General features: G+C 67.9%; 19 protein-coding genes. 15 read left to right on the top strand and 4 right to left on the bottom strand.

Translation table 11 applies throughout. The annotated features are described in order from the left end of the window. The first annotated feature begins 58 nt into the window (after positions 1 to 58). Positions 59 to 853, top strand: coding sequence for a methyltransferase domain-containing protein (locus ACLJOO_RS06335; protein WP_410785856.1), 795 nt, complete (start codon positions 59 to 61; stop codon positions 851 to 853). Here ACLJOO_RS06335 and ACLJOO_RS06330 read toward each other — a convergent pair. Beyond that, positions 836 to 1642 (bottom strand): TrmH family RNA methyltransferase, encoded by an 807-nt coding sequence (locus ACLJOO_RS06330; protein ID WP_410785855.1) that lies wholly within the window; start codon positions 1640 to 1642, stop codon positions 836 to 838. The two genes, ACLJOO_RS06335 and ACLJOO_RS06330, sit on opposite strands and share 18 nt — an antisense overlap. Positions 1643 to 1651: 9 nt before the next feature. Further along, the gene (locus ACLJOO_RS06325) at positions 1652 to 2692 is read right to left on the bottom strand and encodes a LacI family DNA-binding transcriptional regulator (RefSeq protein WP_410785854.1); all 1041 of its coding nucleotides are present in this window, start codon (positions 2690 to 2692) and stop codon (positions 1652 to 1654) included. A 250-nt stretch (positions 2693 to 2942) separates the two neighbouring features. On the opposite strand from ACLJOO_RS06325, the gene ACLJOO_RS06320 reads away from it, so the two are divergent. From ACLJOO_RS06320 to ACLJOO_RS06270, 11 genes are all read left to right on the top strand, one after another. Beyond that, complete coding sequence (locus ACLJOO_RS06320; protein WP_410785853.1) at positions 2943 to 4229, top strand: extracellular solute-binding protein; 1287 nt, start codon at positions 2943 to 2945, stop codon at positions 4227 to 4229. Then, complete coding sequence (locus ACLJOO_RS06315; RefSeq protein ID WP_410785852.1) at positions 4226 to 5179, top strand: carbohydrate ABC transporter permease; 954 nt, start codon at positions 4226 to 4228, stop codon at positions 5177 to 5179. Before ACLJOO_RS06320 ends, ACLJOO_RS06315 begins: the two co-directional genes overlap by 4 nt. After that, entirely contained in the window at positions 5166 to 6047 is an 882-nt protein-coding gene (locus ACLJOO_RS06310; RefSeq protein ID WP_410785851.1) for a carbohydrate ABC transporter permease, read from the top strand. The genes ACLJOO_RS06315 and ACLJOO_RS06310 overlap by 14 nt, the downstream gene beginning before the upstream one ends. 23 nt (positions 6048 to 6070) lie before the next feature. Continuing rightward, on the top strand, positions 6071 to 6835 hold the full coding sequence (locus tag ACLJOO_RS06305) for an SDR family NAD(P)-dependent oxidoreductase (RefSeq protein WP_410785850.1): 765 nt from the start codon (positions 6071 to 6073) through the stop codon (positions 6833 to 6835). Continuing rightward, positions 6832 to 8538: a heparinase II/III family protein gene (locus ACLJOO_RS06300; RefSeq protein ID WP_410785849.1), complete on the top strand. Its 1707-nt coding sequence runs from the start codon at positions 6832 to 6834 to the stop codon at positions 8536 to 8538. Before ACLJOO_RS06305 ends, ACLJOO_RS06300 begins: the two co-directional genes overlap by 4 nt. Next, complete coding sequence (locus ACLJOO_RS06295) at positions 8538 to 10517, top strand: hypothetical protein (protein WP_410785848.1); 1980 nt, start codon at positions 8538 to 8540, stop codon at positions 10515 to 10517. The genes ACLJOO_RS06300 and ACLJOO_RS06295 overlap by 1 nt, the downstream gene beginning before the upstream one ends. Further along, entirely contained in the window at positions 10514 to 11101 is a 588-nt protein-coding gene (locus tag ACLJOO_RS06290; RefSeq protein ID WP_410785847.1) for a DUF624 domain-containing protein, read from the top strand. Before ACLJOO_RS06295 ends, ACLJOO_RS06290 begins: the two co-directional genes overlap by 4 nt. 30 nt (positions 11102 to 11131) lie before the next feature. Beyond that, positions 11132 to 12184, top strand: coding sequence for a DUF1565 domain-containing protein (locus ACLJOO_RS06285; protein WP_410785846.1), 1053 nt, complete (start codon positions 11132 to 11134; stop codon positions 12182 to 12184). A 302-nt stretch (positions 12185 to 12486) separates the two neighbouring features. Then, positions 12487 to 13323 (top strand): GDSL-type esterase/lipase family protein, encoded by an 837-nt coding sequence (locus tag ACLJOO_RS06280; protein ID WP_410785845.1) that lies wholly within the window; start codon positions 12487 to 12489, stop codon positions 13321 to 13323. Positions 13324 to 13333: 10 nt separating this feature from the next. Then, positions 13334 to 15643, top strand: coding sequence for a polysaccharide lyase 8 family protein (locus tag ACLJOO_RS06275; RefSeq protein ID WP_410785844.1), 2310 nt, complete (start codon positions 13334 to 13336; stop codon positions 15641 to 15643). 10 nt (positions 15644 to 15653) lie between these two features. Continuing rightward, positions 15654 to 16634, top strand: coding sequence for an acetylxylan esterase (locus tag ACLJOO_RS06270; protein WP_410785843.1), 981 nt, complete (start codon positions 15654 to 15656; stop codon positions 16632 to 16634). On the opposite strand, the gene ACLJOO_RS06265 is transcribed toward ACLJOO_RS06270, so the two are convergent. Both ACLJOO_RS06265 and ACLJOO_RS06260 read right to left on the bottom strand, forming a co-directional pair. Next, positions 16597 to 17829, bottom strand: a complete 1233-nt coding sequence (locus ACLJOO_RS06265) for a hypothetical protein (protein WP_410785842.1) — start codon at positions 17827 to 17829, stop codon at positions 16597 to 16599. The genes ACLJOO_RS06270 and ACLJOO_RS06265 overlap by 38 nt on opposite strands. Positions 17830 to 17910: 81 nt before the next feature. Further along, positions 17911 to 18909 (bottom strand): LacI family DNA-binding transcriptional regulator, encoded by a 999-nt coding sequence (locus ACLJOO_RS06260; RefSeq protein ID WP_410785841.1) that lies wholly within the window; start codon positions 18907 to 18909, stop codon positions 17911 to 17913. A gap of 172 nt (positions 18910 to 19081) precedes the next feature. Here ACLJOO_RS06260 and ACLJOO_RS06255 point away from each other — a divergent pair, with 172 nt between their 5' ends. From ACLJOO_RS06255 to ACLJOO_RS06245, 3 genes are read left to right on the top strand one after another with little or no spacing between them, the layout of a single operon-like run. Continuing rightward, positions 19082 to 20938 carry a glycoside hydrolase family 127 protein gene (locus tag ACLJOO_RS06255; protein ID WP_410785840.1) on the top strand — a complete coding sequence of 619 codons (1857 nt, stop codon included), beginning with the start codon at positions 19082 to 19084 and terminating at the stop codon, positions 20936 to 20938. Continuing rightward, positions 20887 to 22251, top strand: coding sequence for an extracellular solute-binding protein (locus ACLJOO_RS06250; RefSeq protein WP_410785839.1), 1365 nt, complete (start codon positions 20887 to 20889; stop codon positions 22249 to 22251). Before ACLJOO_RS06255 ends, ACLJOO_RS06250 begins: the two co-directional genes overlap by 52 nt. After that, on the top strand, positions 22248 to 23129 hold the full coding sequence (locus ACLJOO_RS06245; RefSeq protein ID WP_410785838.1) for a carbohydrate ABC transporter permease: 882 nt from the start codon (positions 22248 to 22250) through the stop codon (positions 23127 to 23129). The genes ACLJOO_RS06250 and ACLJOO_RS06245 overlap by 4 nt, the downstream gene beginning before the upstream one ends. The last annotated feature ends 2 nt before the right edge of the window (positions 23130 to 23131 follow it).

Below are 23131 nucleotides of genomic sequence, written 5' to 3'. Positions count from 1 at the left end.
TCATTCAGCAAGATTCTGGATTAGCGTGAGGATCGTCGAGAAGGCAAAGGAGCCTGGGATGAACAACGTGTACACGCACGGCCATCACGAGTCCGTACTGCGGTCGCACAGCTGGCGGACCGCCGAGAACTCCGCCGGATATCTGCTTCCGCACCTGCGCCCCGGGATGTCGTTGCTCGATGTCGGCGCCGGTCCCGGCACCATCACCGCCGACCTGGCCCGGCTGGTCGAGCCCGGCCGGACGACCGCGCTGGAGGCGAACGCCGCCGCACTCGACATCACCAAGTCGGCGTTCGAGAACCTGGACCTCGACGTGGAGTTCGTCGTCGACGACGTACATGCACTGGATCTGCCGGATGATACGTACGACGTCGTACATGCGCACCAGGTCCTGCAGCACGTCGCGGATCCCGTGCAGGCGCTGCGCGAGATGCGACGCGTCTGCAAACCCGGAGGAACCGTCGCGGTCCGCGACTCGGACTATCACGGCTTCGTCTGGTACCCAGAGCTTCCCGAGCTGGATGAGTGGATGGCGCTCTACCAGCGGATGGCGCGCGCCAACAGCGGCGAACCGGACGCGGGCCGGCGCCTGCTGTCGTGGGCGCTCGCGGCCGGCTTCGAGCAGGCGGAGGCGACCACGTCGACCTGGTCGTTCGCGAACCCGGAGGATCGTGCGTTCTGGGGCGGCATGTGGGCCGACCGCATTCTCAAGTCGGCGCTGGCGGATCAGGCGCGCGCATCCGGCGTACCGGAACAGCAGCTCGAAGCGATCTCACAGGCGTGGCGGACCTGGGCCAACACCCCCGACGCCACCATCTCCATCCTGCACGGCGAACTACTGTGCACGGCGTGAGCGCTGGCGGGAGATCTCATAGAGCACCGCGGTCGCTGCGTTGGCGGCGTTGAGGGAGCTGGCCGATCCGGCGATCGGGATCCGGACCAGGTGGTCGGCGGCTTCCTTCCACGCCGTACTCAGGCCGGCGGTCTCGTTGCCGATCAGCAGCAGGACCGGCTGGGTGAAGTCGAAGTCGTAGACATCGGTCGATCCGTGCTCGTCGGTGCCGACCACGGCGACCGGCTGTTCGGAGCGGCGTACCCAATCGAGGACTTCGCGATGAGAGGGCGCGCGTACGGCGGGAACCGCGAACAGCGAACCCGTTGTCGCGCGGACCGCCTTCGGGTCGTAGATGTCGGCGGCGTGCCCGGTGACGATCACGCCGTCGGCGCCGAACGCGTCGGCGGACCGGATGATCGACCCGATGTTCCCCGGCCCGGTCGGCCGGTCGAAGACGACGCCCAGGAACTCCGGGCCGACCGGGATCCGATCGAGATCGTCGGCCGGCAGCTCCAGTACGGCGATCAGCTCCGGCTCCTCCTTCTCGCCGAGCTCGCCCAGCAACTCCGGCGCCATCGCGACCCGCTCGACGGACGGCAGCCGCTGCAGCAGGTCGGAAGCCCAGCGGGACAACGGCCGGGACGCGTCGGTGATGACGGTGCGCACCGGCCAACCGTTGTCCACGGCAACCGAAATCGGCCGCACGCCCTGGACCAGGAACTCGCCGGACCGCTGCCGCTTGGTGCGATTGGTCAGCGACGCCTGCCACACCTGGAACCGGGCGTTCCGCGAGGAGATCCGTTGCACTGACCCACCCTACGACGGCGGCGCGGTCGACTCGCGGACGATGAGTTCGGGGCGGAACAGCAGCGACTGGCCCTGGGTCGGACCGGAGTCGTCCAGCCGGGACCGGAGCTGGGTGAACGCGGCCGCCGCCATCTCCTTCATCGGCTGACGGACCGTGGTCAGCGTCGGCGCGTACAGGTCCGCGAGCACGATGTCGTCGAACCCGACCACCGACACGTCCTTGCCCACCTCGAGACCGCCGTCCCGCAGCCCGCGGCAGACCCCGAGCGCGCACATGTCGTTGATCGCGACGATCCCGGTCGGCGGCTCCTCCAGCGCGAGCAACTCGGCCGCGGCCGCGCGCCCCAGCTCGGACGCCTCGACATCGCCGAAGTCGTCCGCGTCGCCCTTCACCGGCGCCCGCACCGAAGTCGCCGGATCGATGCCCGCCTGTTCGAGACCGGTCGTGAACCCGCGGTACCGCTCCTTGCGGTTGACGCTCGCCAACGCGCCGGACACGAATGCCAGCCGGCGATGCCCGAGGTCCGTGAGGTGTTGTGTTGCGAGCTGACTGCCGATCGCGTTGTCGACGCTGATGCTGACGAGCGACGCCGGGTCGCCGGCTTGCGACGTACGGTCGAACGCGACCAGTTGCAGCCCGCGCTCGACCAGCGGCATCACATGCTCGAGCGACGGCAACGATGAGCACAGTACGACGCCGTGCACGCCGTCGGCCCACAACTCGTCGACGTAGTCGCGCTCGCGCCGGGGATCGCGCTCGGAGTTGCAGAGCAGCACGTGGTATCCCTCGGCCAGCGCCGCGGACTCCAGGTGTCGCGCGAGCGCGCCCCAGAACGGGTTGCCCACCGACGGGACGACGAGCCCGATCGTGGTGTTCCGGCCGGTGCGCAGTTGCCGGGCGGCCCGGTTCGGCCGGTAGCCGAGTTTGTCGATGGCGCGCTCGATGCGCTGCCGGGTCTCCGGCAGCATCCGGTGGTTGCGCCCGTTGAGCAGGTTCGACACCGTGCTCGGCGAGACGCCCGCCTCGGTCGCGACCTGCTGGATCGTCACCTCGCCAGTTCTCAATTCACCGCCCACCCGCGCATTCTGTCACCCCGTTGGTACTGCTGTGTCGCAGTGCAACGATGCATCACTTGGTGGTGAAAGTCCAGCTTCAAGTTGGTGGACGCCGACCCCTTGACGTGTCGTGAAATCCGTTCCTAGCATGCGGTGCATCGTTGCACCAGCCTCGCATAGCTGCGCCGCTCCGGCTGGTAGATCGTTGCACCACTCCCTTCCGCAGTACCACGAAAGGCGCGCCATGGAGTACACCCGCAGATCAGTCCTGACAGCCCTGGGGCTCGGCGCGGTCGCCGCCGCCACCGGGTGCTCCGCGTCGTCCGGCACCAGCCCGGCGACCGCCGACGGACCCGTCGAAGGCGAGATCAGCCTGCTCACCCCGCTGTTCGAGGGCAGCACCGGCAAGGACTTGCTGGAGGGCAAGCTGCTGCCGGCGTTCAAGCAGAAGAACCCGAACGTCACGGTCAAGGTCGACTACACGACGTACGCCGCCCTGAACGAGAAGATCACCACCAGCCTGGCCGGGGGCCTGATGCCGGACGTGGTGATGCTCGGCGTCGGGTGGATCCCGCCGTTCGCGCACAAGAAGGTGCTCGCGCCGCTGCCCGACGAGCTGGCCAAGCGGTACGAGTACGAGGACCGCGTCCTCGAGCCGTCCCGGTACGACGGCAAGCTGTACGCGTTGCCGATGGTCCTCGACACCCGCATCGTCACCTACCGCAAGGACCTGTTCGCCGAGGCCGGGATCAAGGCGCCGCCGAAGGACTGGGCCGAGCTGCGGGAGATGTCCAAGGAGCTCGCGCGCAGTGACGGCTCCGGCAAGCTCACCCGGGTCGGCTTCGACCCGTTCTCGATCGATCTCCGGCAGTGCTGGGAGACGTTCCTGTTCGCCAACGACGGCAACCTGTTCGACGAGAGCGGGCAGCAGGTGAAGTTCGACGACGACCGCGGCGTCGAGGCGTTGCAGCTGTTCCTGGACGTCATCAAGGACAAGTCCGCCGATTACTCGTTCAAGTCGTCCGCCGGTCAGCCGACGACGCTGCAGCAGGGTCGTTCCGCGATGATGATGTCGAACAATTCGCTCTGGGTGCAGCTCAAGAAAGAGAACCCGGAGTTGCTCAAAGAGGACAAGGTCGGCGCGTTCATCCTGGCCAACAAGGTGCCCGCGATGCTGCAGGGCGGCACCATGGTGGCCCGGTCGGCCTCCTCCAAGCACGCCGCCGCGGCCCAGGCACTGGTGGAGTTCATGGGTACGCCGGAATCCATCCTGCCGACCGCGCAACAACGCGGATCCGTGCCGGGCGTCCAGAACCTGCGGACCTCTGACTATGTCAAGGAAAACGGTTTCGTGAAGCTTGCCCTGGACAACATGAGCAAGGCGCGGTCCGAGGGCGGTACGGCGGCCTGGATGGAGATCCGGGAGAAGATCAAGACCACCCTCGAGACCGCCGTGGTCGGCAAGCGGACCGCCAAGGACGCGATCGACGAGCTCGCGAACCTGAGCAAGGAAGCGATTTCGCGACTGTGAGCGGAACCATGGTGTCGACGCGGGACCGGGTGCGCGCAGCCGCATCTGGGCCCTCCGCCGCTCCGCCCCGACGCCGGGGGTTGCTGCGTGCCCGCCGCCGGGCCGGTCTGCTGATGGTCGCGCCCGCCGTGCTGCACGCCCTGATCTGGATCGGTATTCCGCTCGTCGCCGCGATCGTGCTGAGTTTCACGTCGTACGACGTGCTCACGCCGCCGCGGTTCATCGGGCTGGAAAATTTCCGTGATCTGCTTTCCGACAACGTTTTCCGGCGTGCCGTGCTGAACACCAGCATCTACACGTTCTTCACCGTGCCGGTGGCGATGGGTATCGCGCTGCTGATCGCGCTGATGCTGAACACGCAGCTGGCCGGACGGGCGATCTTCCGGACCGCGATCTTCATTCCGCAGGTGACCGCGACGATCGCGGTGGCGCTGGTGTGGCTGTGGATCTACGACCCGCGGAGCGGTCTGGCCAACGCCGTCCTGTCGTTCCTCGGACTGGACGGCCCGGCCTGGCTGTCGTCGACAGACTGGGCGATGCCGGCGGTGATCGTGGTCGGGATCTGGCAGGGGATCGGCCTGAAGATGCTGATCTACTTGGCCGCGCTGCAGAGTCTGCCGACCGATCTCTACGAGGCGGCGTCGGTGGACGGCGCGTCGAAGTTCCGGCAGTTCTTCAGCCTGACGCTGCCGCTGCTGCGGCCGGCGACGTTCTTCGTCTTCGTCACGTCGGTGATCGGCGCGTTCCAGTCGTTCGACCAGGTGTACATCCTGACCGACGGCGGGCCGGCCAACAGCACGACGATGATGACCTACGAGATCTACAAATCCGCTTTCCGGGAGTTCCGGATGGGATACGCGTGCGCGCAGAGCCTGGTGTTGTTCGCACTGCTGCTGTTCCTGACGCTGCTGAACCGGCGGATCACCGGAGGTGACCGTGCCACCCGTTGAGACCTCCCGCCGGGTCCGGACCGGCCGGATCGCGCTCTACCTGACGCTGACCGCGATCTCGCTGGTGATGATCGTGCCGTTCGTCTGGATGCTGCTCACCTCGGTGAAGACCCCGGGCGACATCGCCGCGGTGCCGCCGCGGTTGTTCCCGACGAAGTGGGCCTTCGGCAACTATGCGGACGCGTTGCACGCCGCGCCGTTCGCGACCTACGCGCGGAACAGCTTCGTGATCGCCGCGAGTCACACCGTGCTCAACGTGCTGATCGCCTCGATGGCCGGGTACGCGCTCGCGCGGCTGCGGTTCCGGGGCAGTTCGCTGATCTTCCTCGCGTTCGTCGGGGCGCTGATGATCCCGACGTACACGAAGATCCTGCCGGAGTTCCTGATCGTGCGGTTCATGCCGCTGTTCGGCGGGAACGACATCACCGGGCAGGGCGGCACCGGGTGGCTGGACACCTGGTGGGCGCTGATCATCCCGGGCGCGGTCAGTCCGTTCTCGGTGTTCCTGTTCCGGCAGTTCTATCTGGATCTTCCGGTCGAACTGGAGGAGGCGGCCCGGCTGGACGGCCTCAGTGAGCTAGGCATCTACGCGCGGATCATGACACCGCTGGTGAAGCCGGCGTTCATCACCGTCGCGCTGCTCACGTTCGAGGGGTCGTGGAACAACTTCCTCTGGCCGTTGCTGGTGACCAAGAGCGACAGCCTGCGGGTGATCCAGGTCGGACTGTCCGTTTTCCGCACCGAGAACGACACCCAGTGGGCGTTCCTGATGGCCGGGACCACGCTGGCCACCGTGCCGATGGTGGTGCTGTTCCTGATCGGGCAGCGGTACTTCGTCCAAGGTTTCGCGACCGCGGGCATCAAATGACAATCGACGGAAGGACTGTTTCTATGACCGGGGAACTGCAGGGGACGCGCGCGCTGGTGACCGGTGCCGGGCACGGCATCGGCCGCGGGATCGCGCTCGGCCTGGCGGCGGCCGGGGCGGACGTGGTCGTGCACTACGGAAAGTCCGCCGCCGCGGCCGCGCAGACCGTTTCCGACATCGAGGACCTCGGCCGGAAGGCGATCGCGGTCGGCGCGGACGTGACGAGTACGGCGGACGTCGACCGGCTGCTCGACGAAACGACCGGTTTCCTCGGCGGTCTCGACGTCCTGGTCTGCAACGCCGGTCACCTGATCGGGCGGGTCAACGTCTCGGAAATGTCCGACGAGCATTTCCAGCAGGTTGTGGACGTGAACCTGGGGGCGACGTTCCGGACGACCCGGGCCGCGATTCCGCACCTTGCGCAGTCGGCGAACCCGCGGATCATCACGATGGCCTCGCTCGCCGCGCACAACGGCGGTGGGCCCGGGTCGGTGATCTACGCGGCAGCGAAGGCCGGGATCCGCGGATTCACCAAGGGCCTGGCGAAGGAACTCGGGCCACAGGGGATCACGGTCAACTCGGTCGCGCCCGGGTACATCGCCGAGACCGCATTCCATCAAACGTTTTCCACCGCCGCGGCGCAGGAGAACATGGTCGCGGGCACGCCGATCGGCCGCGCCGGGCAGGTCGAGGACGTGGCGAACGCGGTCCGGTTCCTGGCGCTGCCGGCTTCCGGGTACCTGACCGGGATCACCATCGACATCGACGGTGGCACGTGGCCCCGATGAATCCCCCGACTGAGCGCGGCGGCTGGTGGCACGAGTACGTGTGCCCGGCGCACGGTGTCGAACTGGCGCACGTCGGATTCGATTCCGGAAACTTTCCGACCGGCGGGGTTCCGTGTTCCCACGGTTGCCGGGTCGACACGCCTGCGGTGCGCGGCGCGTGGACCGTGCTGGCACATCACTTCTGGGCGAGACGGATCCGGTTGCTCTCGTACGACGGCGGTGGGGCTGAACTGCTCACGTCGTACGCGCGGTTGTATTCGGACCTCACGAAGACGGGGGAGCACGAGCAGGCGCAGGGATGGATGCAGCGCGGGCGGCTCTTTCACCAGGCGCTCACGGATGCGGTTTGGGGGGTGCCGATCGCGCACTCGATCCTGAACCTGGCTGGGCGGGCCGAGCTGAGTGCGACGTTGCCGATGCTCGATGACATGGTTGCCGGGGCGCAGCGGGCGCGCGACGCGATGGTTGCCCAGGACAAGTTCTCGTCGAACTACACAGCGTGGTTCAACGCGCTCGGTACGACGGCGAGCCAGGCGGCTGCGGCCGTTCGGGGCGAGGTGTGGTCCGGGGAGAAGGAGTGGCTGACCGGCGAGCACGGGCAGTTCGCGCACTTGGAGGCGGCGACCGGCGAGGACGGCTGGGAGTGGGAGGCCAGCACGTACTACCACGGCTTCGTTCTGCGGGCTTATCTGCTGAGCCTGCGCGGCTTCGACCCGTCTTTGGTGCCTGATCGCCTGGAGAAGATGATCGCGGCTCTCGCCTCGATCGCCACCGAGGGCGGCATCCTCCCTGCGCTGCACGACGGCCCGTACCTCAGGGTGCCGCTGGCCCTGGAGTGGTTGGAGATCGCGGCACTGGCCCGCCAGTTCACGACCTCGCACGGCCTGGACACCGTCGCTGCTCGGGCACTGGCCGAGGTCGGCTCGGGGTACGACGGCCTGGAAGACAAACTCGCCGGATGGTTCGCCGGGCCGCCCCGGACCATGTCCGCGCTCCCCGCGGTTTCGTTCTATCTCAGTTCTTCCTATGCGGTGATTCGTACCTCTGGCATTCACGCGATCCTCGACCACGGGCCGCACGGTGGCTCCCACGGACACCACGACAAACTCGCGCTCTACCTGTACGGCGCAACCACGCCGTGGCAACCCGATCCGGGTCAGGTCCCGTACGGCCACGCCCAGTGGCGCGCTCACTACAAGTCCGTCGCCGCGCACCCGACGATCCGCATCGACAACCTCGAACCCGCCGAGGCAACGGGCGAGCTGACGCACGACGAGGACTCGGTGACGGCCACGATCGACGGCTGGTACGACGGCGTACGCGCGACCCGGAAACTGATTGCCGGAAACAACTACCTGGTGGATGTCGTCCAGGTCACGGCGGATCGCGCGCGGGAGATCGTGCTGCAGTTCCGGCCGGACGTCGAGCTGGCGGTTGAGGTCGGACCAGATGCGATCCGGACGACCTGGACAGGTGACGAGACGCTGCACGGCCACCACGTCTCTGGTAGTGCTGTGCCGGTGACTCGGCCCGGTCCTGGGCCGGTTGATGATCCTCAGCGGGTGCGGACCTGGCTTGACTGGACGGTCGTTGGTGCGGCTGCGACGTACTGCTCGGTCTACTCGACTGCGGCTGTCGACGTGCAAGTGACGGGAGACGTGATCACCGTCGACGGGCATGCGCATCTGATCGGAGGGCTGTGATGTTCGACGACCGACTGGCGGAGGTGCGTGACGGGCTCGACGGGCGGTATGCCGCGCAGTGGCGGCGGCTGCGGGAGCAGTGCGACTGGTACCGGACGCAGACCCCGCCCACCGAGCACCCGTCCGCAAGCATCACGTACTTCGGCCCGGCCGCCGCCAACCTCGCGCTCGCCTACGCCCTGACCGGCAACGAGGGCTACCGCGCCGAGGCAGCACGCTGGATCTCGGCCGCAATCGGTTTCCCCCACTGGGGCAAGGCGCACCTACCGGACCACGATCTCGACGCCGGCTGGCTGCTCCACGGCTTGTCCCTCGCGTCGACCTGGCTCGGCGACGACTTCGAGTTGGCCGACGAGTTACGCGCCAAGCTCGAGTTGCAGGGATCGCGGTTGTACGAGTTCGCCGTCGAGTCCGAAGGCTCGTGGTGGAGTTCGTCGTACTGGCAGAACCACAACTGGATCTGCTACACCGGGCTCGCCGCGGCCGGGTACGCGCTGGGTCGCACCGAGTGGACCGACCGCGCTCGGCGGAACTTCGAGACAGTCATCGAGTTGCTGCCGGCGGACGGGTCGGACATGGAGGGTGTCGTCTACTGGCGGTACGGCGTTCCGTGGCTGGCGACGTACCTGGATCTGCTGCAGGACCAGGAAGGGCTCGACTGGTGGGAGCGCTGCCGATTCCTGGCGAACACGTTTTCCTACCGGCTGCAGCAGTGCGCGCCGGGGTTCGAGGAAAACATCGATCACGGCGACTGCCACGACCGGCGGAGCGGACACAGTGTCGCGCTGTACCGGAAACTCGCGTCCGCGTACCGGATCGGTGAAGCGCAGTGGCTGGCGGATCTCGTTTCCGAACGCTTCTTCTGGCGGGAGGCGTACGCGAGCGGCGTGAAGCCGGGCGTGATGCCGGAGGCGTACCTCGAGCTGCTCTGGTACGACGACTCGCTGCCGCCGGTCGATCCCGCGAAGACCACACCGCTTTCCGCGTACTTTCCGGACCTCGGCCTCGTCACGGCGCGGACCGGATGGGACGACGAGGCAACGATGGTGTCCTTCAAAGCAGCGCCGGGCGGCGGGCACCAGGCGTGGGAGACGTCGCACCGGCTGGACCGCGAGCGCGGGTGGGACACGTTGAGCGCCGGGCACCATCACCCCGACTCGGGTTCGTTCGTGCTGACGTCGCAGGGCGCTTTCCTGGCCGTGGACGAGGGGTACAGCAACCGCAAGCGGGCGGGGGACCACAACCTGATCCTGGTCGACGGCTTCGGGTACGCCGACGAGGACAGGTACCACGTCTACAAAGGGATTCCGTACGAGCGCCAGGCGCGGATGGTCGACGTCCACGCGGTCGACGGGATGGCGCACGCCACCGCGCAGATCGCGGCGATGTACCCGCCTGAGCTGAGGATCACGCGGCTCGATCGGACGCTGGTCTTCACCCCGGGTGGACGGCTCGTCCTGCTGGATCGCTGCGCGGCCGACTCTCCGCGCGACTGGACTCTCCTACTGCACGCCGACTGGCCGATCGAGTACGGCGACGAGATCGCGTTGCGGTCGGGGTCTGCGCAGGCGTGGGTCCGGTTTCACACCCCGCTGACCGTTGAGTCCGCGGTGACGGAGGTCGAGGCCAACCCGACGTCCAGCACGCCGAGCCTCCGCCTCACCCGCACGATGCACACGCTCCGAGCCACCGCTCACCAGTCGACGACCGCCACCCTCCTCACCACGATCGAGCCAACCTCCGCCCTCCACCCGACCCCGCCGACGGCTCGTCGGCTCGACCTCACCCACGGCTTCGGCATCGCATTCGACGACGAGACCGTCCTGCTCGCCGACGACCGAGGAGCACTCGACGCCCAGGCCATCACAACTGCCGGCGATCCGGCCTTCGGAGCGGGAGAACACCCGCAACAAGCCGATTGTGATGGCCTGGCGGTCCGCGCCATCATCCACACCCCAGACAGGACGATCACCCTATGACCCGCCCGGCGGGGGTAAGTCGGCGGGCGTTGGATTGGTTGGGGTGGGTTGCGAATCCGGCTGCGGCCGGGGCGGCGTTTACGGTTTTGTGTTTGGGGATCGTGACTTGGTTGCCGGCGTTGGCTGCGGTTGGGTTCGCGCTCAACCGGTGGCGGACCGACGGTGACACGCGGTGTTTCACCGGGGTGTTCGTCGGCTGGCGCAAGTACTGGCGTCAGCTGCTCCCGCACTCGGTGCTGATGACGATCGCCGCGGTAATTGCCGCCAGCAACCTGTCGTTCCTGTCCGGCCGTTCCGGACCGCTCGTCCTGACTCTGTTCATGATCCACGTCGGCCTGATCGCCGCCGCGGTCACCTACCACCTCGCGCTCGCGGTCGTCGCGGGCCGCAACTCATCCGGATCAGCCGCCGACTGGCGTCGTACGGCGTTCCGTCTCGCCTTCACGTCCGTCCCGCGCGGCACCGCACTCCTCGGCGCCGCTGTCGCCGCACCTGTCTTCTCGCTCGTCGTACCAGCAGGTCCCATGCTCCTCGGCACCACAGTTCCGGTTCTGGTCGGCCTGCTCGTCGCCGACCACTCATAGGCAGCAAACCGCCCAACCAGGAGGACCACCATGTCCCGAGCTGTCCCGATCCTGCTTCTCGGCGCCGCGCTGGCGCTGCCCGCGGTCCCGGCGCATGCCGCGACCGACTACTACGTCGCCACCACCGGCAGCGACGCGAACTCCGGTACGTCGACCGGTACGCCGTTCGCGACCATCCAGAAAGCGCTTGATACCGCACCGCGCGGAGCGACCGTACATCTTGCCTCCGGCACCTATCTCCAGGACGCGGTGACGATCAGGTCCGGTGTCACGATCACCGGCCCGTCGACCGCGGTTGTGAAAGGCGCCGGAAACTCGCGCATTCTCCAGATCCAGCACGACAGCGTCACGCTGGACGGGTTCACGATCGACGGGCTGTTCGGGTCGTCGGCCAGCAAGGACGGGTACCGGGACAAGCTCGTGTACGTGATGAGCACGTCGCCTGGTGACGGCGTGGGCACGTTGACGATCCGGAACATGCGGCTGAAGAACGCGGGCGGCGAGTGCCTGCGGCTGCGGTACCTGATCACGAACGCGGACGTCCACGACAACACCGTCGGTCCGTGCGGGGTGTACGACTTCAAGTTCAACGACGGCGGGAAGAACGGCGAGGGGATTTACGTCGGGACCGCGCCGGAGCAGCAGGGTGAGAACGGCGCGCCGGACGCGCAGGCGGACCGGAGCCGGAACAACCACATCCACGACAACACGATCGCGACGTACGGCAACGAGTGTGTCGACGTGAAGGAGAACTCCACCGCGAACGTGATCGAGCACAACGACTGCAGTCAGCAGAAGGACCCGAGCTCGGGCGGGCTGGACGCCCGTGGCAACGGAAACACCTTCCGCTACAACACGATCCACGACAACACCGGCGCCGGCGTCCGCCTCGGCGGCGACACGGAAACCGATGGCGTCGACAACCATGTCTACGGAAACACGATCACGAACAACGCGTCGGGCGGCGTGAAGTTCATGCGCACGCCGCAGGGTCAGGTCTGCGGAAACACCATGTCCGGAAACACCGGCGGAGATTCCGTCGGCACCTACGCCGCCGAATACAACCCCACGGCGGCCTGCTGATGGGTGGGGTGTCGCGCCGGTCCCTCCTCGGTGGTGCAGCGGGTGGGATTCTCGGCACTGCTGTGGGCGCAACACCAGCCGTTGCCGACACCTCGGTGCCCGCGAACTCGCGCGAACTCCGATGGGCTGCGAGTTGGGCAACTGCGCAGACCGCTCCCACCGCTGCAGACACTGACGCAACAAGCGGCTTCACAAACACCACCCTCCGCTACAAACTCCACCTCTCCGCCGGCACCAGCCAGCCTGTGGTTCGGTTGCGGTTTGCGAATCCGTTCGGTGCTGCGCCTGTCGTCGTGGGATCGGTGACTGCGAATGCGAAGCCGGTGTTGTTCGGTGGTGCGAACGACGTGGTGCTCGCCGCGGGAGCGACCGCGGTGAGTGATCCGGTCGGGCTCGTCCTGCCGGACGGCGGGGATCTGGTGGTGAGCATGTACCTGCCAGGTCCCACCGGCCCGCTGAGTTTCCACCGGAACGTGCATGCGACCGGCTACGTCGGGGACCGACCCACGAACTCGGTGTTCCTGCTCACCGGCGTCGACGTACCGGCAACCGGACGTCAGGTGATCGCGGTCCTCGGCGACTCGATCACCGAAGGCGTCGGTACGCCGGACAACGCCAACCTCCGCTGGCCCGACCAGTACGCCGCGCGGTTCCGCCGCCGCCCCGCGGTCGCCAACCTCGGGATCAGCGGAAACCGTGTTCTGCTGGACGACGCCCGCTTCGGACCCAGCGGGCAATCCAGGTTCGACCGTGACGTACTCGGTCTGCCGAACCTAGGGACGCTGCTGATCTTCCTGGGCATCAACGACATCCAGCAACCACCCAGCCAGACCGACCCGGCCCGGATCCTGCAGGCCTACGAGCAATTGGTACGTCGCGCGCACGACCACGACCTCGAGGTGATCGGCGCGACCATCGGCCCGTTCAAGGGCTGGATCCGCTACACCGACGCACTCGACCAGGTCCGCAACGACGTCAACGCCGTACTCCGGCAAGGAAGGCTCTTCGATCGCCTCCTCGACGTCGACGCCGCGCTCCGCGACCCGGCCGATCCCGCCCGACTCCGCTCCGACTTCAACAGCGGCGACGGCCTGCACCCCAACTCCGCCGGCGCGAAGGCGATCGCCCTAGCTCTCTGAGAGGACCTACATGCCTGACCTCACTCTCCGCCGCCGGACTGTCCTCGGCGGAATGATCGGCGGGACCGCACTCCTCGCCCTCCCAACACCTACCTGGGCCGACGCGTCCACCGACGAACTCCGCCTCCGCTGGCAGACGCTGCTCACCGGCGGCCCGACCGTCGACCCCGCCGACCCGGACCTCGCCGTCGCGATCGCCCGCGTCGACCGCCTGGCGCAGTCCGCCCTCGCCACTCTCGACCGTTCGGCGAACCGCACGACCCTCTGGCCGGACCTCGCGAGTACAACGCTTTCCAACCACGTCGCCTCGAACTTCCGCCGGATCAAGCAGGTCGCGGTCGCCTGGGCCACGAACGGCTCGGCCTACCAAGGAAACGCATCGGTTGCCGCCGACATCCGCGGCGCCCTCGGATGGATGCACACGAACCGCTACAGCCCCACGCTCCCGCGGTACGACAACGACTACGACTGGGAGATCGGCGGCGCCTCCGCCTTCGCCGACACGCTGGTCCTGCTGTACGACGTGATCCCGGCGGACGTGCGGACGACGTACACGCAGGCCATCGACTACTACACACCCGACCCGAACCTGTGGCGCGCCGACCGGCAGATCGCGACCGAGGCGAACCGGGTGTGGATCGCCACCGTGGTGGCGGTCCGCGCGGTCCTCGACGGCGACACCGCCGCACTCGTCCGCGTCCGCGACGCGATCAGTGACGTCGAGGGAGACGGTGCGAACAGCGTGCTCGCGTTCAACGACGCGCCCGGCCGGGTCGACGGAACCGGCGAGGGGTTCTACAGCGACGGATCGTTCCTGCAGCACTACAAGCATCCGTACAACGGCGGGTACGGCAAGGAACTGCTCGGAACGCTTTCCTCCCTGCTCTACCTGCTCGGCGGTACCGAGTGGACCGTCACCGATCCGGAGCTCGACAACATCTACGGCTGGATCAACGACGCCTTCGACCCGCTGATGGTGCGCGGCGACCTGATGGGTTCGGTCTGCGGTCGTGAGATCGCCCGTCCCAGCAAGCAGAACCACGCGCCGACGCAGACGATCATCGAGGGCACGCTGCGCCTGATCCCGGCCGCGCCGACGGAACGGGCTGCGGAACTTTCCGCGCTGGTCAAGCAGTGGATCACCGAAGATACTTTCCGGGATTTCCTGACCGTGACCGATCCGGCCTCGCTGGTGGCGGCCCGGAACATCCTCGCGTCGTCGGCAACGGCCCGCGGTCCGCTCGTCCTGCACAAGCAGTACCCGCGGATGGACAAGGTCGCGCACCACCGTCCATCATTCACGATCGGACTGAGCGCGTACTCGTCGCGGATCTACAACTACGAGTCGATCCAGACCGAGAACCTGCACGGCTGGCACCTGTCCGACGGGATGGTGCTGCTGTACGACGACGACCTCGGTCACTACTCGGGCGACTACTGGCCGACGGTCGACCCGTACCGATTGCCGGGGACAACGATCGACACCCGGCGCTTGGCCGACTCCTACGGTTTCCGCAGCACGAGCGAGGCTGATTGGGTGGGTGGCGCGTCGGTTCCGCGGCGCACGATCGGTGCCTATGGCATGGATCTGCGCGGATACGGAACGAACCTGCGGGCGTTGAAGAGCTGGTTCCTGATCGACGACGTGATGGTGTGCCTCGGCTCGGACATCACCGGCGACGGCACGGTCGAGACGGTCGTCGAGAACCGCAAGTTGCGCACCGGCGACGAGACCTTCACCGCCGCGCCGGGCTGGTGTCATCTCGAGGGCACCGGCGGCTACGTGTTCCCCGATCGCACCCCGGTCCAGACCCTGCGCGAGAACCGGACCGCGACCTGGCGGGAGATCAACCTCAAGTACGGCACCGACACCCCAGTCACCCGGCCTTACCAAACCGTGTGGTTCGCGCACGGTACGGCTCCGGCCGGGCAGGGCTACTTCTACGTGCAGTTGCCGACCGCAACACTCGCGGAGACGAAGTCGTTCGCCGGCAAGCTCCCGGTCCAGAAACTGCGGGCAGACAGTACGGCGCACGCGGTCCGGCTGCGCGGCGTCCTCTCGGCCAACTTCTGGACGGCCGGCACCGTCGCCGAACTCACTGCCGACGGCCCGGCCTCGGTCGTGGTCGCTGGCGGAACTGTCGCGATCTCGGATCCGACGCAGACCCGTACGTCGGTCACCGTCGACCTGGACAAGCCCGACCTGCTGCTCACGAAGGCCGACGCCGGCATCACGGTCAGCCGGCGTGGCCACGGCTGGCGCATCGTGGTCGACACGACCGACCGCCACGGCAACGCGGCAACAGCCTGCTTCCACTGAAAGGAAACAAATGCTGGTCGACATGCCCCTGGACCGGTTGCGTGAGTACCGACCGGAGCCGGAGGAGCCCGCGGACTTCGACGCGTTCTGGAAACAGACGCTCGACGACGCGTCCGGCCACCCGATCGACGCCCGGTTCACGCCGTACGACGCACGTCTTGCGACCGTCGAAGTCCAGGACGTCACGTTCAGCGGATGGGGTGGTCAACCGGTGAAGGCGTGGCTGCTCCTGCCGCGCCATCGCACCGGAGCGCTCCCCGCAGTCGTGCAGTACATCGGCTACAACGGCGGCCGCGGGATTCCGTACGAGTGGCTGACCTGGAGCGCGGCCGGGTACGCGCACCTGGTCATGGACAACCGCGGCCAGGGCGGTGGCGGAAAAACCGTTTCGGAAACTCCGGACATCGCGCCGGAAGGTCACGGATCGTCGGCACCGGGTTTCCTGACCCGCGGAATCGAGGATCCGGCCAAGCATTACTACCGCCGGCTGATCACCGACGCGGTCCGTGCGGTCGACGCGGTGAAGTGCAGCCCGGACGTCGACAGTGATCGCGTCGCCGTGGTCGGCGGCAGCCAAGGTGGTGGGCTGGCGATCGCGGTCGCCGGTCTGCGCGCCGACCTGTCCGCCGCGATCGCCGACGTACCGTTCCTGTCGCACTACCGGCGGGCGTCGCAGATCACGGACAACGGTCCGTACGCCGAGATCGCGCGCTGGCTCAAGGGGCACCGGTTCGAGACCGAGACCGCGATCGGCACGCTGTCCTACTTCGACGCGGTGAACTTCGCCGCCCGGGCGACCTGCCCGGCGTGGTTCTCGGTCGCGCTGATGGACAACATCTGCCCGCCGTCGACGGTGTTCGCGGCCTATCACCGGTACGCCGGTCCCGCGGACATCGAGGTGTTCACCTACAACGGGCACGAGGGCGGCGCGGAGTACGACCTGCCGCGCAAGCTCAGTGCGCTCGCTTCCGCCTTCGGCCGCGGTGCCTGAGGCGGAGCGCGCCCCAGAGGATCAACGCCGGTAGCCACAGCAGCACCAGCCAGGGAAGCCGCCACCAGCCGGACTCGCCGTCGAACTCCACCTGGTCGCGCCCTCCCTGGCTGCCACTGTCCCGGCCGCCACTTCCGGCGTCGGTGGCGACCATCGGCCGGGCGGACGTCGACCAGGCGAGGAACGCGTCGCCGATCGGCACCGCGCCGAACAGGTACCGCTTCGTCTTCAGCCCGCTGAACGGCAGGCCGACCAGCTCACCCTCGCGCGCCAGCCGGTCCGCGAGCGGATCGCGATGCACCCGCGCCGCGCCGACCGTGACAACGGTCGCCGACAGACTCCTCCCGAACACCAACGGCCCGGAATCGACATCGCCCGCTCCGGTCGTGCCCTTCGGGTACTCCCGAACACCGAGCCCGGTGACGAACTTGTCCTTGAAGATCGCGTACTGCGTTCGCGCGAACGCCGGATCGACGTCGATCAGAAACCGCTGGAGCATCGCCTGCGACGAACCGCGCGCGCCGGAAACCTGCGGAACGACCTGGTGCGGGAGCAGCCCGGTCGCCGGATCCAGTTTCGCCTTCGCCGTCGTCACCCAGTTCCGCGCGATCTGCCCGAAGCGAGGTGCGACCAACGCGTCGTACAGCCGCAGCGAGGCGATCGCGACGACCGAGTCGACCGGCCAGGCCTGCCCCGGGTACGCCGCCAGGAACGGGGTCTTCGCGGTCCGGAAAGCGGTGGCGATCTCTACCGATTCGCTGGTGAAGGCGTCGCGGTCGGCGGCATTCGACTGGCCGAGCGCGATCAGCCCGCCGCGCAGCCAGTTCGTCCAGCCGGCGTAGAAGACGCCGTACTGCGGTTGCAGCGACTCGTCGAACGGAGCGGTCCCGTCCGTCGACGCGATCCGGGCGAGCGCCCACCGCACCTCGGCGCTCGCGTCCGCGGATCGCGCGGGATCGTCGATGCCGACCTGGACCCAGTTCAGTCCGTACAGCACGTTCAGAAAGAAGTAGCCCTCCGGAAACTGTTTCTGCGCGGCCAGATCCGCGCCGCCCTCGAGCTCGGCACGCAGGAACGCCAGCTGTTTCACGACGCCACGGGCGGGATCGGTCCAGGGAAGAACCAGGCGCGCGGTCCCCACCCCCGCCACCACCGTGGCGATGACCGCCACGCCGATCACTACCTTGCGCAGCACCTGCATCAATCTAGACGGTTTTCGGCAACCAACGGCGGTCGTCCGGGTGACCATCCGAAGATTGGACGTCCGGGGACCCGCTCAGGTGCCGAGCGTCGACTCGCGGGTGATCAGGCGGGTGGGGAGAATCAGTTGGCCGCGGCGGGGCGAGCCGGCGATGACGTCGAGGAGCAGGTTGGCGGTCCGGCGGCCGAGTTCTTCGAGCTCCATGTCGACGGTGGTGAGCGGTGGGCGGCTGGCCAGCGCCATCACGGACCAGTTGTCGTAGCCGGTCACCGCGATGTCGTCGGGGACCGAACGGCCGAGCTCACGCAGCCGGTCGCAGACGCCACGGGCGATCTGGTCGCTGCCGCAGGTGATCGCGTCCACGGTCGGCTGCGCCCGGAGCAGTACGTCGACCGCGTGCCGGCCCCAGCGTTCGCTCCATTCGCCGTACAGCGGCTGGCCGACGAACGCCTCCCGCGCGGAATTCATGCTCGCGGCGGCGCGGATCTGTGCGCTGAGGTGTGACTCCGGCCCGGTGACGTGCGCGATCTGCGTGCGGCCGAGGGACAGCAGGTGCCGCACGGCCGATGCGGCGCCGCCGTGGTCGTCGACGATCACCGACGTGTCGTCCGGATCGGTCGACGGACTGAACGCGTAGACGACCGGGATCGGCACGTCGATCGGCTCCCGCGCCTCGGTCCGGCGCCCGGTCACGATGATGCCGTCCACCCGGCGCGACACCAGCGACTTCAGGTAGTGCTGCTCGCGGAGCGGGTCGTCGCGGGTGTCGCAGAGGACGAGCGCCATCTCGCCCGCGCTGAGCGCGTCCTCGGCGCCGAGCATGATCGGGATGCTGAACCGGCCGGAGCTGTCCGTGGTGATCAGGCCGACCGTGAAACTGCGTCCGGACGCGAGCGCGCGGCCGCGGTCGTCCGGGATGAAACCGAGCTGTTCAGCGGCCTGCCGGACGCGCTCGCGGGTCGCCGCGCGGAGCTGCCCGGTGTCGTTCAGCGCCTTCGACGCCGTACTCGCCGAGACGCCGGCCAGCGCGGCCACATCCTTGATTCCGGGCGTGCGGGTACTCCGTGACGCCATGCGGCAACTCCTTTCCTGAGGTTTCCGGCACAGTACCCCACGGATCGCCAGCGGCCCGGAGTTTATCCACAGGCAGGGGTTGACCTGGCGCGGCAGGCTCTCTACCTTCGTCCAGGAAAACGTGTTCCGAATTTTCCTAAATGCAGGGTCCTCACTTCAGGAGTCACGGCAGATGAGCGCTTCCCCGGAAACTGTCACTACTTCCCGCAGTCCGGCGGCCACCACGAAGGGCCGCCGGCACCCTCTCGGACTCGGCGAGGTCACGATCACCGGCGGCTTCTGGGCGCCGCGGCAGGCCCGCAACGGCGCTGACGCGATCCCGAGCGGCCAGGACCAGCTCGAGAAGGCCGGCAACCTGCAGAACCTCCGCCTCGCGGCCGGCCTCGGCGAGGGCGAGGCGATCGGCCCGGTGTTCGCCGACTCCGACGTCTACAAGTGGCTCGAGGCCGCGGCGTGGGAGTACGGGCGCAACCCCGACGACGACCTGCTGCGGCGCATCCGCGACCTGACCGCGGTCGTCGCGGCCGCCCAACGCGAGGACGGGTACCTCGACTCGGTCGTCCAGCTCCGGTACGGCGACGAGGGCCGCTACCAGCAACTCGTCTGGAGCCACGAGCACTACTGCGCCGGCCACCTGATCCAGGCCGCGGTCGCCCAGGTCCGCTGCACCGGCGACCGGGCGCTGCTGGATGTCGCCACCAAGCTGGCCGACCACCTGGTCGCCACGTTCGGCGACGGCAAGACGGTCGACGTCGACGGCCACCCGGTCATCGAGATGGCCCTCGTCGAGCTTTATCGAGAAACCGGTACGACGGCGTACCTGGATCTGGCGAAATGGTTCGTGGAGGCTCGTGGGCACGGGATCATCGAGCGGCACGGGCACTCGCCGGCGTACTTCTCCGACCGGGTCCCGGTCCGCGAGGCAACCTCGGTCGAGGGGCACTCGGTCCGCGCGGTGTACCTCGCCGCGGGCGCGGCCGACGTTGCGTTGGAGACGGGCGACTCCGAGTTGCTGGATTCCCTGAAGCGGCAGTTCGACCACATGTGGTCCACGAAGACGTACCTCACCGGCGGCCTCGGTGCGCGCTGGGAGGGCGAGGCGTTCGGCGACGAGTACGAGCTGCCGGCGGATCGTGCGTACGCGGAAACGTGTGCCGCGATCGGCGGAATCCAGTGGGCCTGGCGGATGCTGCTCGCGACGGGTGAAGCGTCGTACGGCGATGCGATCGAGCGGATGCTGTACAACGGTTTCCTTGCTGGTGTGTCACTCTCCGGGACGGAGTACTTCTACGTCAACCCGTTGCAGCTGCGCGGAGCGGCGTACCCGGACACCGGCCGGAGTCCGGCGCACGGACGGCGCGGCTGGTTCGACTGCGCGTGCTGTCCGCCGAACATCATGCGCACCCTGTCGAGCCTCGACGGCTACCTCGCGACGACCGCCGACGACGCCATCCAGATCCATCAGTACGCCGCCGGCGTCATCAAGTCCGGTGACGTCGAGCTGACCGTCGACACCAACTACCCGTGGGACGGCTCGGTGCGGATCACCAGCGCGACACCGGTGGCGGTCGAGCTGCGCATTCCGGGGTGGGCGGATGGTGCGACGGTGAACGGGCAACCCGTCGAGGCAGGTGGGTACGCCAGGGTCGAGGCTGCCGAAATCGACCTGCAGCTGCCGCTCACGCCGCGCGTGGTCGGTGCAGATCCGCGGATCGACGCCGTCCGCGGTTGTGTCGCCATCGAACGCGGACCGCTGGTGTACGCCGTCGAGCAGGCGGACAACACCGCGAACGTCGACGACCTCCATCTGTTGCCCGAGGCACCTGTCGCGCAGGGCTCGGAACTGTTGGACGGGGTCACAGTCCTGTCGGCCCGAGGGCGTACCGGTACCGGACATCGCGAGGGCTGGCCGTTCACCGTCGATGCGGAGGACTCCACCGGTGACGAGGTCGAGGTGACGGCGATCCCGTACTACGCATGGGCGAACCGGGAGATCGGTGCCATGCGCGTCTGGCTGCCCAGGGCCTGACGATGCTCACCCGGCGGAAGCTCCTCGGCGTAGGTGCCGCGGCGACCACGGCAGGTCTGTTCCCGGGCTGTAGCTCGGTCCTGCCCGAACCCGACGTCCAGGCGGCGGGTTTCGGGCAGGACGCCACCGGCACCGTGCAGGTGTGGTGCCGGGCGGCGACGCAGACCGGTCTGACCGACCTGGTGAAGAAGTTCAACGCGTCCCAGAACCGGCTCACCGTCGAGCTGACACCGGTCTTGGACGCCCAGTACGTGACCAAGCTGGCGACCGCGATCCGCGGCCGGACGGTGCCGGACCTGGTCGACATCGACGACATCAACTCGATGCTGTTCATCTACCGCGACGCGTTCACCGACCTGACCGAACCGCTCGCCGCCCTGGACTTCCGGGACAAACTCAGCCCCGGTCATCTCCGGCTGGCGACTAAAGACGAGCGGGTGTACGGCGTTCCGTACCTCGCGGACAACTCGATGTTCTGGTTCAACACCGAGCTGTGCGACCGGGCCGACGTCGACCCGGACGAGGCGGTGAAGTCGTTCGGAAATCTGCTCGACGCAGCCCGGAAGTTCCGGAAACTCGGCGACGACATCTACGCGTGGAGTTTCCCGGCGAACAGTCCGGGAGCGCTCGGCTTCGTCGTCCAGCCGATGGTGTGGGCCGCGGACACGGATCTGATCCAGGGCCCGATCGGCAGCCAGTCCGGCCACATCACCGGGAACGACGTCGTCCGGCAGATGCTCGAGCTGCACCGGCAGCTGTGGGTCGACGGCCTGGTGCCGAGGGCGAACTTCTCCGACGACGCGTCGCGCTGGGGGAGCGATTTCCGGGCCGGCAAGATCGGCATCTTCCCGTCCAACTACAGCGTGGTCGTGTCCGCGTCCGACGAGGCGTTCCACCAGAAGGTGGCGCCGCGGTTGCTGTCCGGGCCCGACGGCGGTGCGGCGTTCTTCGACGGCGGCGACAACATGTGTATCCCACGCGGGGCGCGCAATGCATCGGGGGCGTGGGAGTTCGTGCGGTTCGCGCTGGACCTCCCGCAGCAGATCGATCTGCCGGCCGGCGGATACACGCCGGTGCGGTCCGATGCGCGGACCGCGGAGTTCGCGAAGAAGTATCCGTTGGCGACGCTGCCGCTGGAGCGGATCCAGCAGGGGTACGCGCCGACAACGCTTTCCTACAACCTCCTCTACAACCAGCCGGACGGGCCGTGGCTGCAGATGTTCCGCCGCGCCGTGTTCGACGGCGAGCTGGAGGCCGCCATGAAGGAAGCCCAACAGAACTACGACCGCATTCTGAAACAGGGGCAGGCATGAGCACGCCACGTTCGCTCACGCATCCCGGCCGCACGGGGCTGCTCCTGGTGAGTCCCGCCGTACTGTTCGTCGGGGTCTTCGTCCTGGTCCCGCTCGGGTTCGCGCTGGTGATCTCGCTGACCAACTGGCCGTTGATCGGCACGGTGAAGTTCAGCGGGCTGAAGAACTACACCGCGATCGTTTCCGACGCCGCGTTCGCCAAGTCCGTCCTCTACACCCTGCTCTACACGGTCATCGTGACCGGGCCGATCCTGGTGCTCGGCTACGCGCTCGCGGTCCTGGTACGCCGGAAACGCCGCGGTTCCACGTTGCTGCGAACGGTCTTCTTCCTGCCGTTCGTCGTCGGACTGTCCACGCTCAGCTTCGTCACCGTCCTGGAGGCGCAGCCGGAGAGCGGCGTGATCAACATCGTGCTCCGCGAGCTCGGCATCACCGACGGTACGACGGCCTGGCTGGTGGACGGGCCGCTCGCCACCGGACTGATCTGCGTGCTGGTGATCTGGGCCGTCAGCGGGCTGACGATGATGCTGTTGATGGCCGGCATGCAGGCGATCCCGCGGGAGTACTACGAGTCGGCCGAGCTGGACGGCGCGGGCTGGTGGAAGCAGGAGTGGGAGATCACGATCCCGATCCTGCGGCGGACGATCGCGATGGCGGTGATCATCTCGGTGATCGGCTCGCTGCTCGCGTTCTCGCAGTTCTACATCCTCACCCGCGGCGGTCCGGGAACCGACACCACGACGGTGGTCCAGTACATCTACAACCGGGCCTTCGTCCAGCTGCAGCTCGGCGCCGCGACCGCGCTGTCGATCGTGCTGGTGATCGTGGTCGGTCTCGTCACCGCGGCCCAGTTCCGCCTGCTCCGGGAGAAGGACTGACG

Source organism: Kribbella sp. C-35 (assembly GCF_046549195.1).
In the GTDB taxonomy this organism is placed as follows: domain Bacteria; phylum Actinomycetota; class Actinomycetes; order Propionibacteriales; family Kribbellaceae; genus Kribbella.
Note: the sequence above shows the minus strand (reverse complement) of the source record. Positions and strands in the feature narration are given on the sequence as shown.

Coding starts and splice junctions, on each gene's coding strand:
- ACLJOO_RS06335 (WP_410785856.1), top strand. CDS start 59: ATGAACAACGTGTACACGCACGGCCATCACGAGTCCGTACTGCGGTCG.
- ACLJOO_RS06320 (WP_410785853.1), top strand. CDS start 2,943: ATGGAGTACACCCGCAGATCAGTCCTGACAGCCCTGGGGCTCGGCGCG.
- ACLJOO_RS06305 (WP_410785850.1), top strand. CDS start 6,071: ATGACCGGGGAACTGCAGGGGACGCGCGCGCTGGTGACCGGTGCCGGG.
- ACLJOO_RS06300 (WP_410785849.1), top strand. CDS start 6,832: ATGAATCCCCCGACTGAGCGCGGCGGCTGGTGGCACGAGTACGTGTGC.
- ACLJOO_RS06295 (WP_410785848.1), top strand. CDS start 8,538: ATGTTCGACGACCGACTGGCGGAGGTGCGTGACGGGCTCGACGGGCGG.
- ACLJOO_RS06290 (WP_410785847.1), top strand. CDS start 10,514: ATGACCCGCCCGGCGGGGGTAAGTCGGCGGGCGTTGGATTGGTTGGGG.
- ACLJOO_RS06285 (WP_410785846.1), top strand. CDS start 11,132: ATGTCCCGAGCTGTCCCGATCCTGCTTCTCGGCGCCGCGCTGGCGCTG.
- ACLJOO_RS06275 (WP_410785844.1), top strand. CDS start 13,334: ATGCCTGACCTCACTCTCCGCCGCCGGACTGTCCTCGGCGGAATGATC.
- ACLJOO_RS06270 (WP_410785843.1), top strand. CDS start 15,654: ATGCTGGTCGACATGCCCCTGGACCGGTTGCGTGAGTACCGACCGGAG.
- ACLJOO_RS06260 (WP_410785841.1), bottom strand. CDS start 18,909: ATGGCGTCACGGAGTACCCGCACGCCCGGAATCAAGGATGTGGCCGCG.
- ACLJOO_RS06255 (WP_410785840.1), top strand. CDS start 19,082: ATGAGCGCTTCCCCGGAAACTGTCACTACTTCCCGCAGTCCGGCGGCC.
- ACLJOO_RS06250 (WP_410785839.1), top strand. CDS start 20,887: ATGGGCGAACCGGGAGATCGGTGCCATGCGCGTCTGGCTGCCCAGGGC.
- ACLJOO_RS06245 (WP_410785838.1), top strand. CDS start 22,248: ATGAGCACGCCACGTTCGCTCACGCATCCCGGCCGCACGGGGCTGCTC.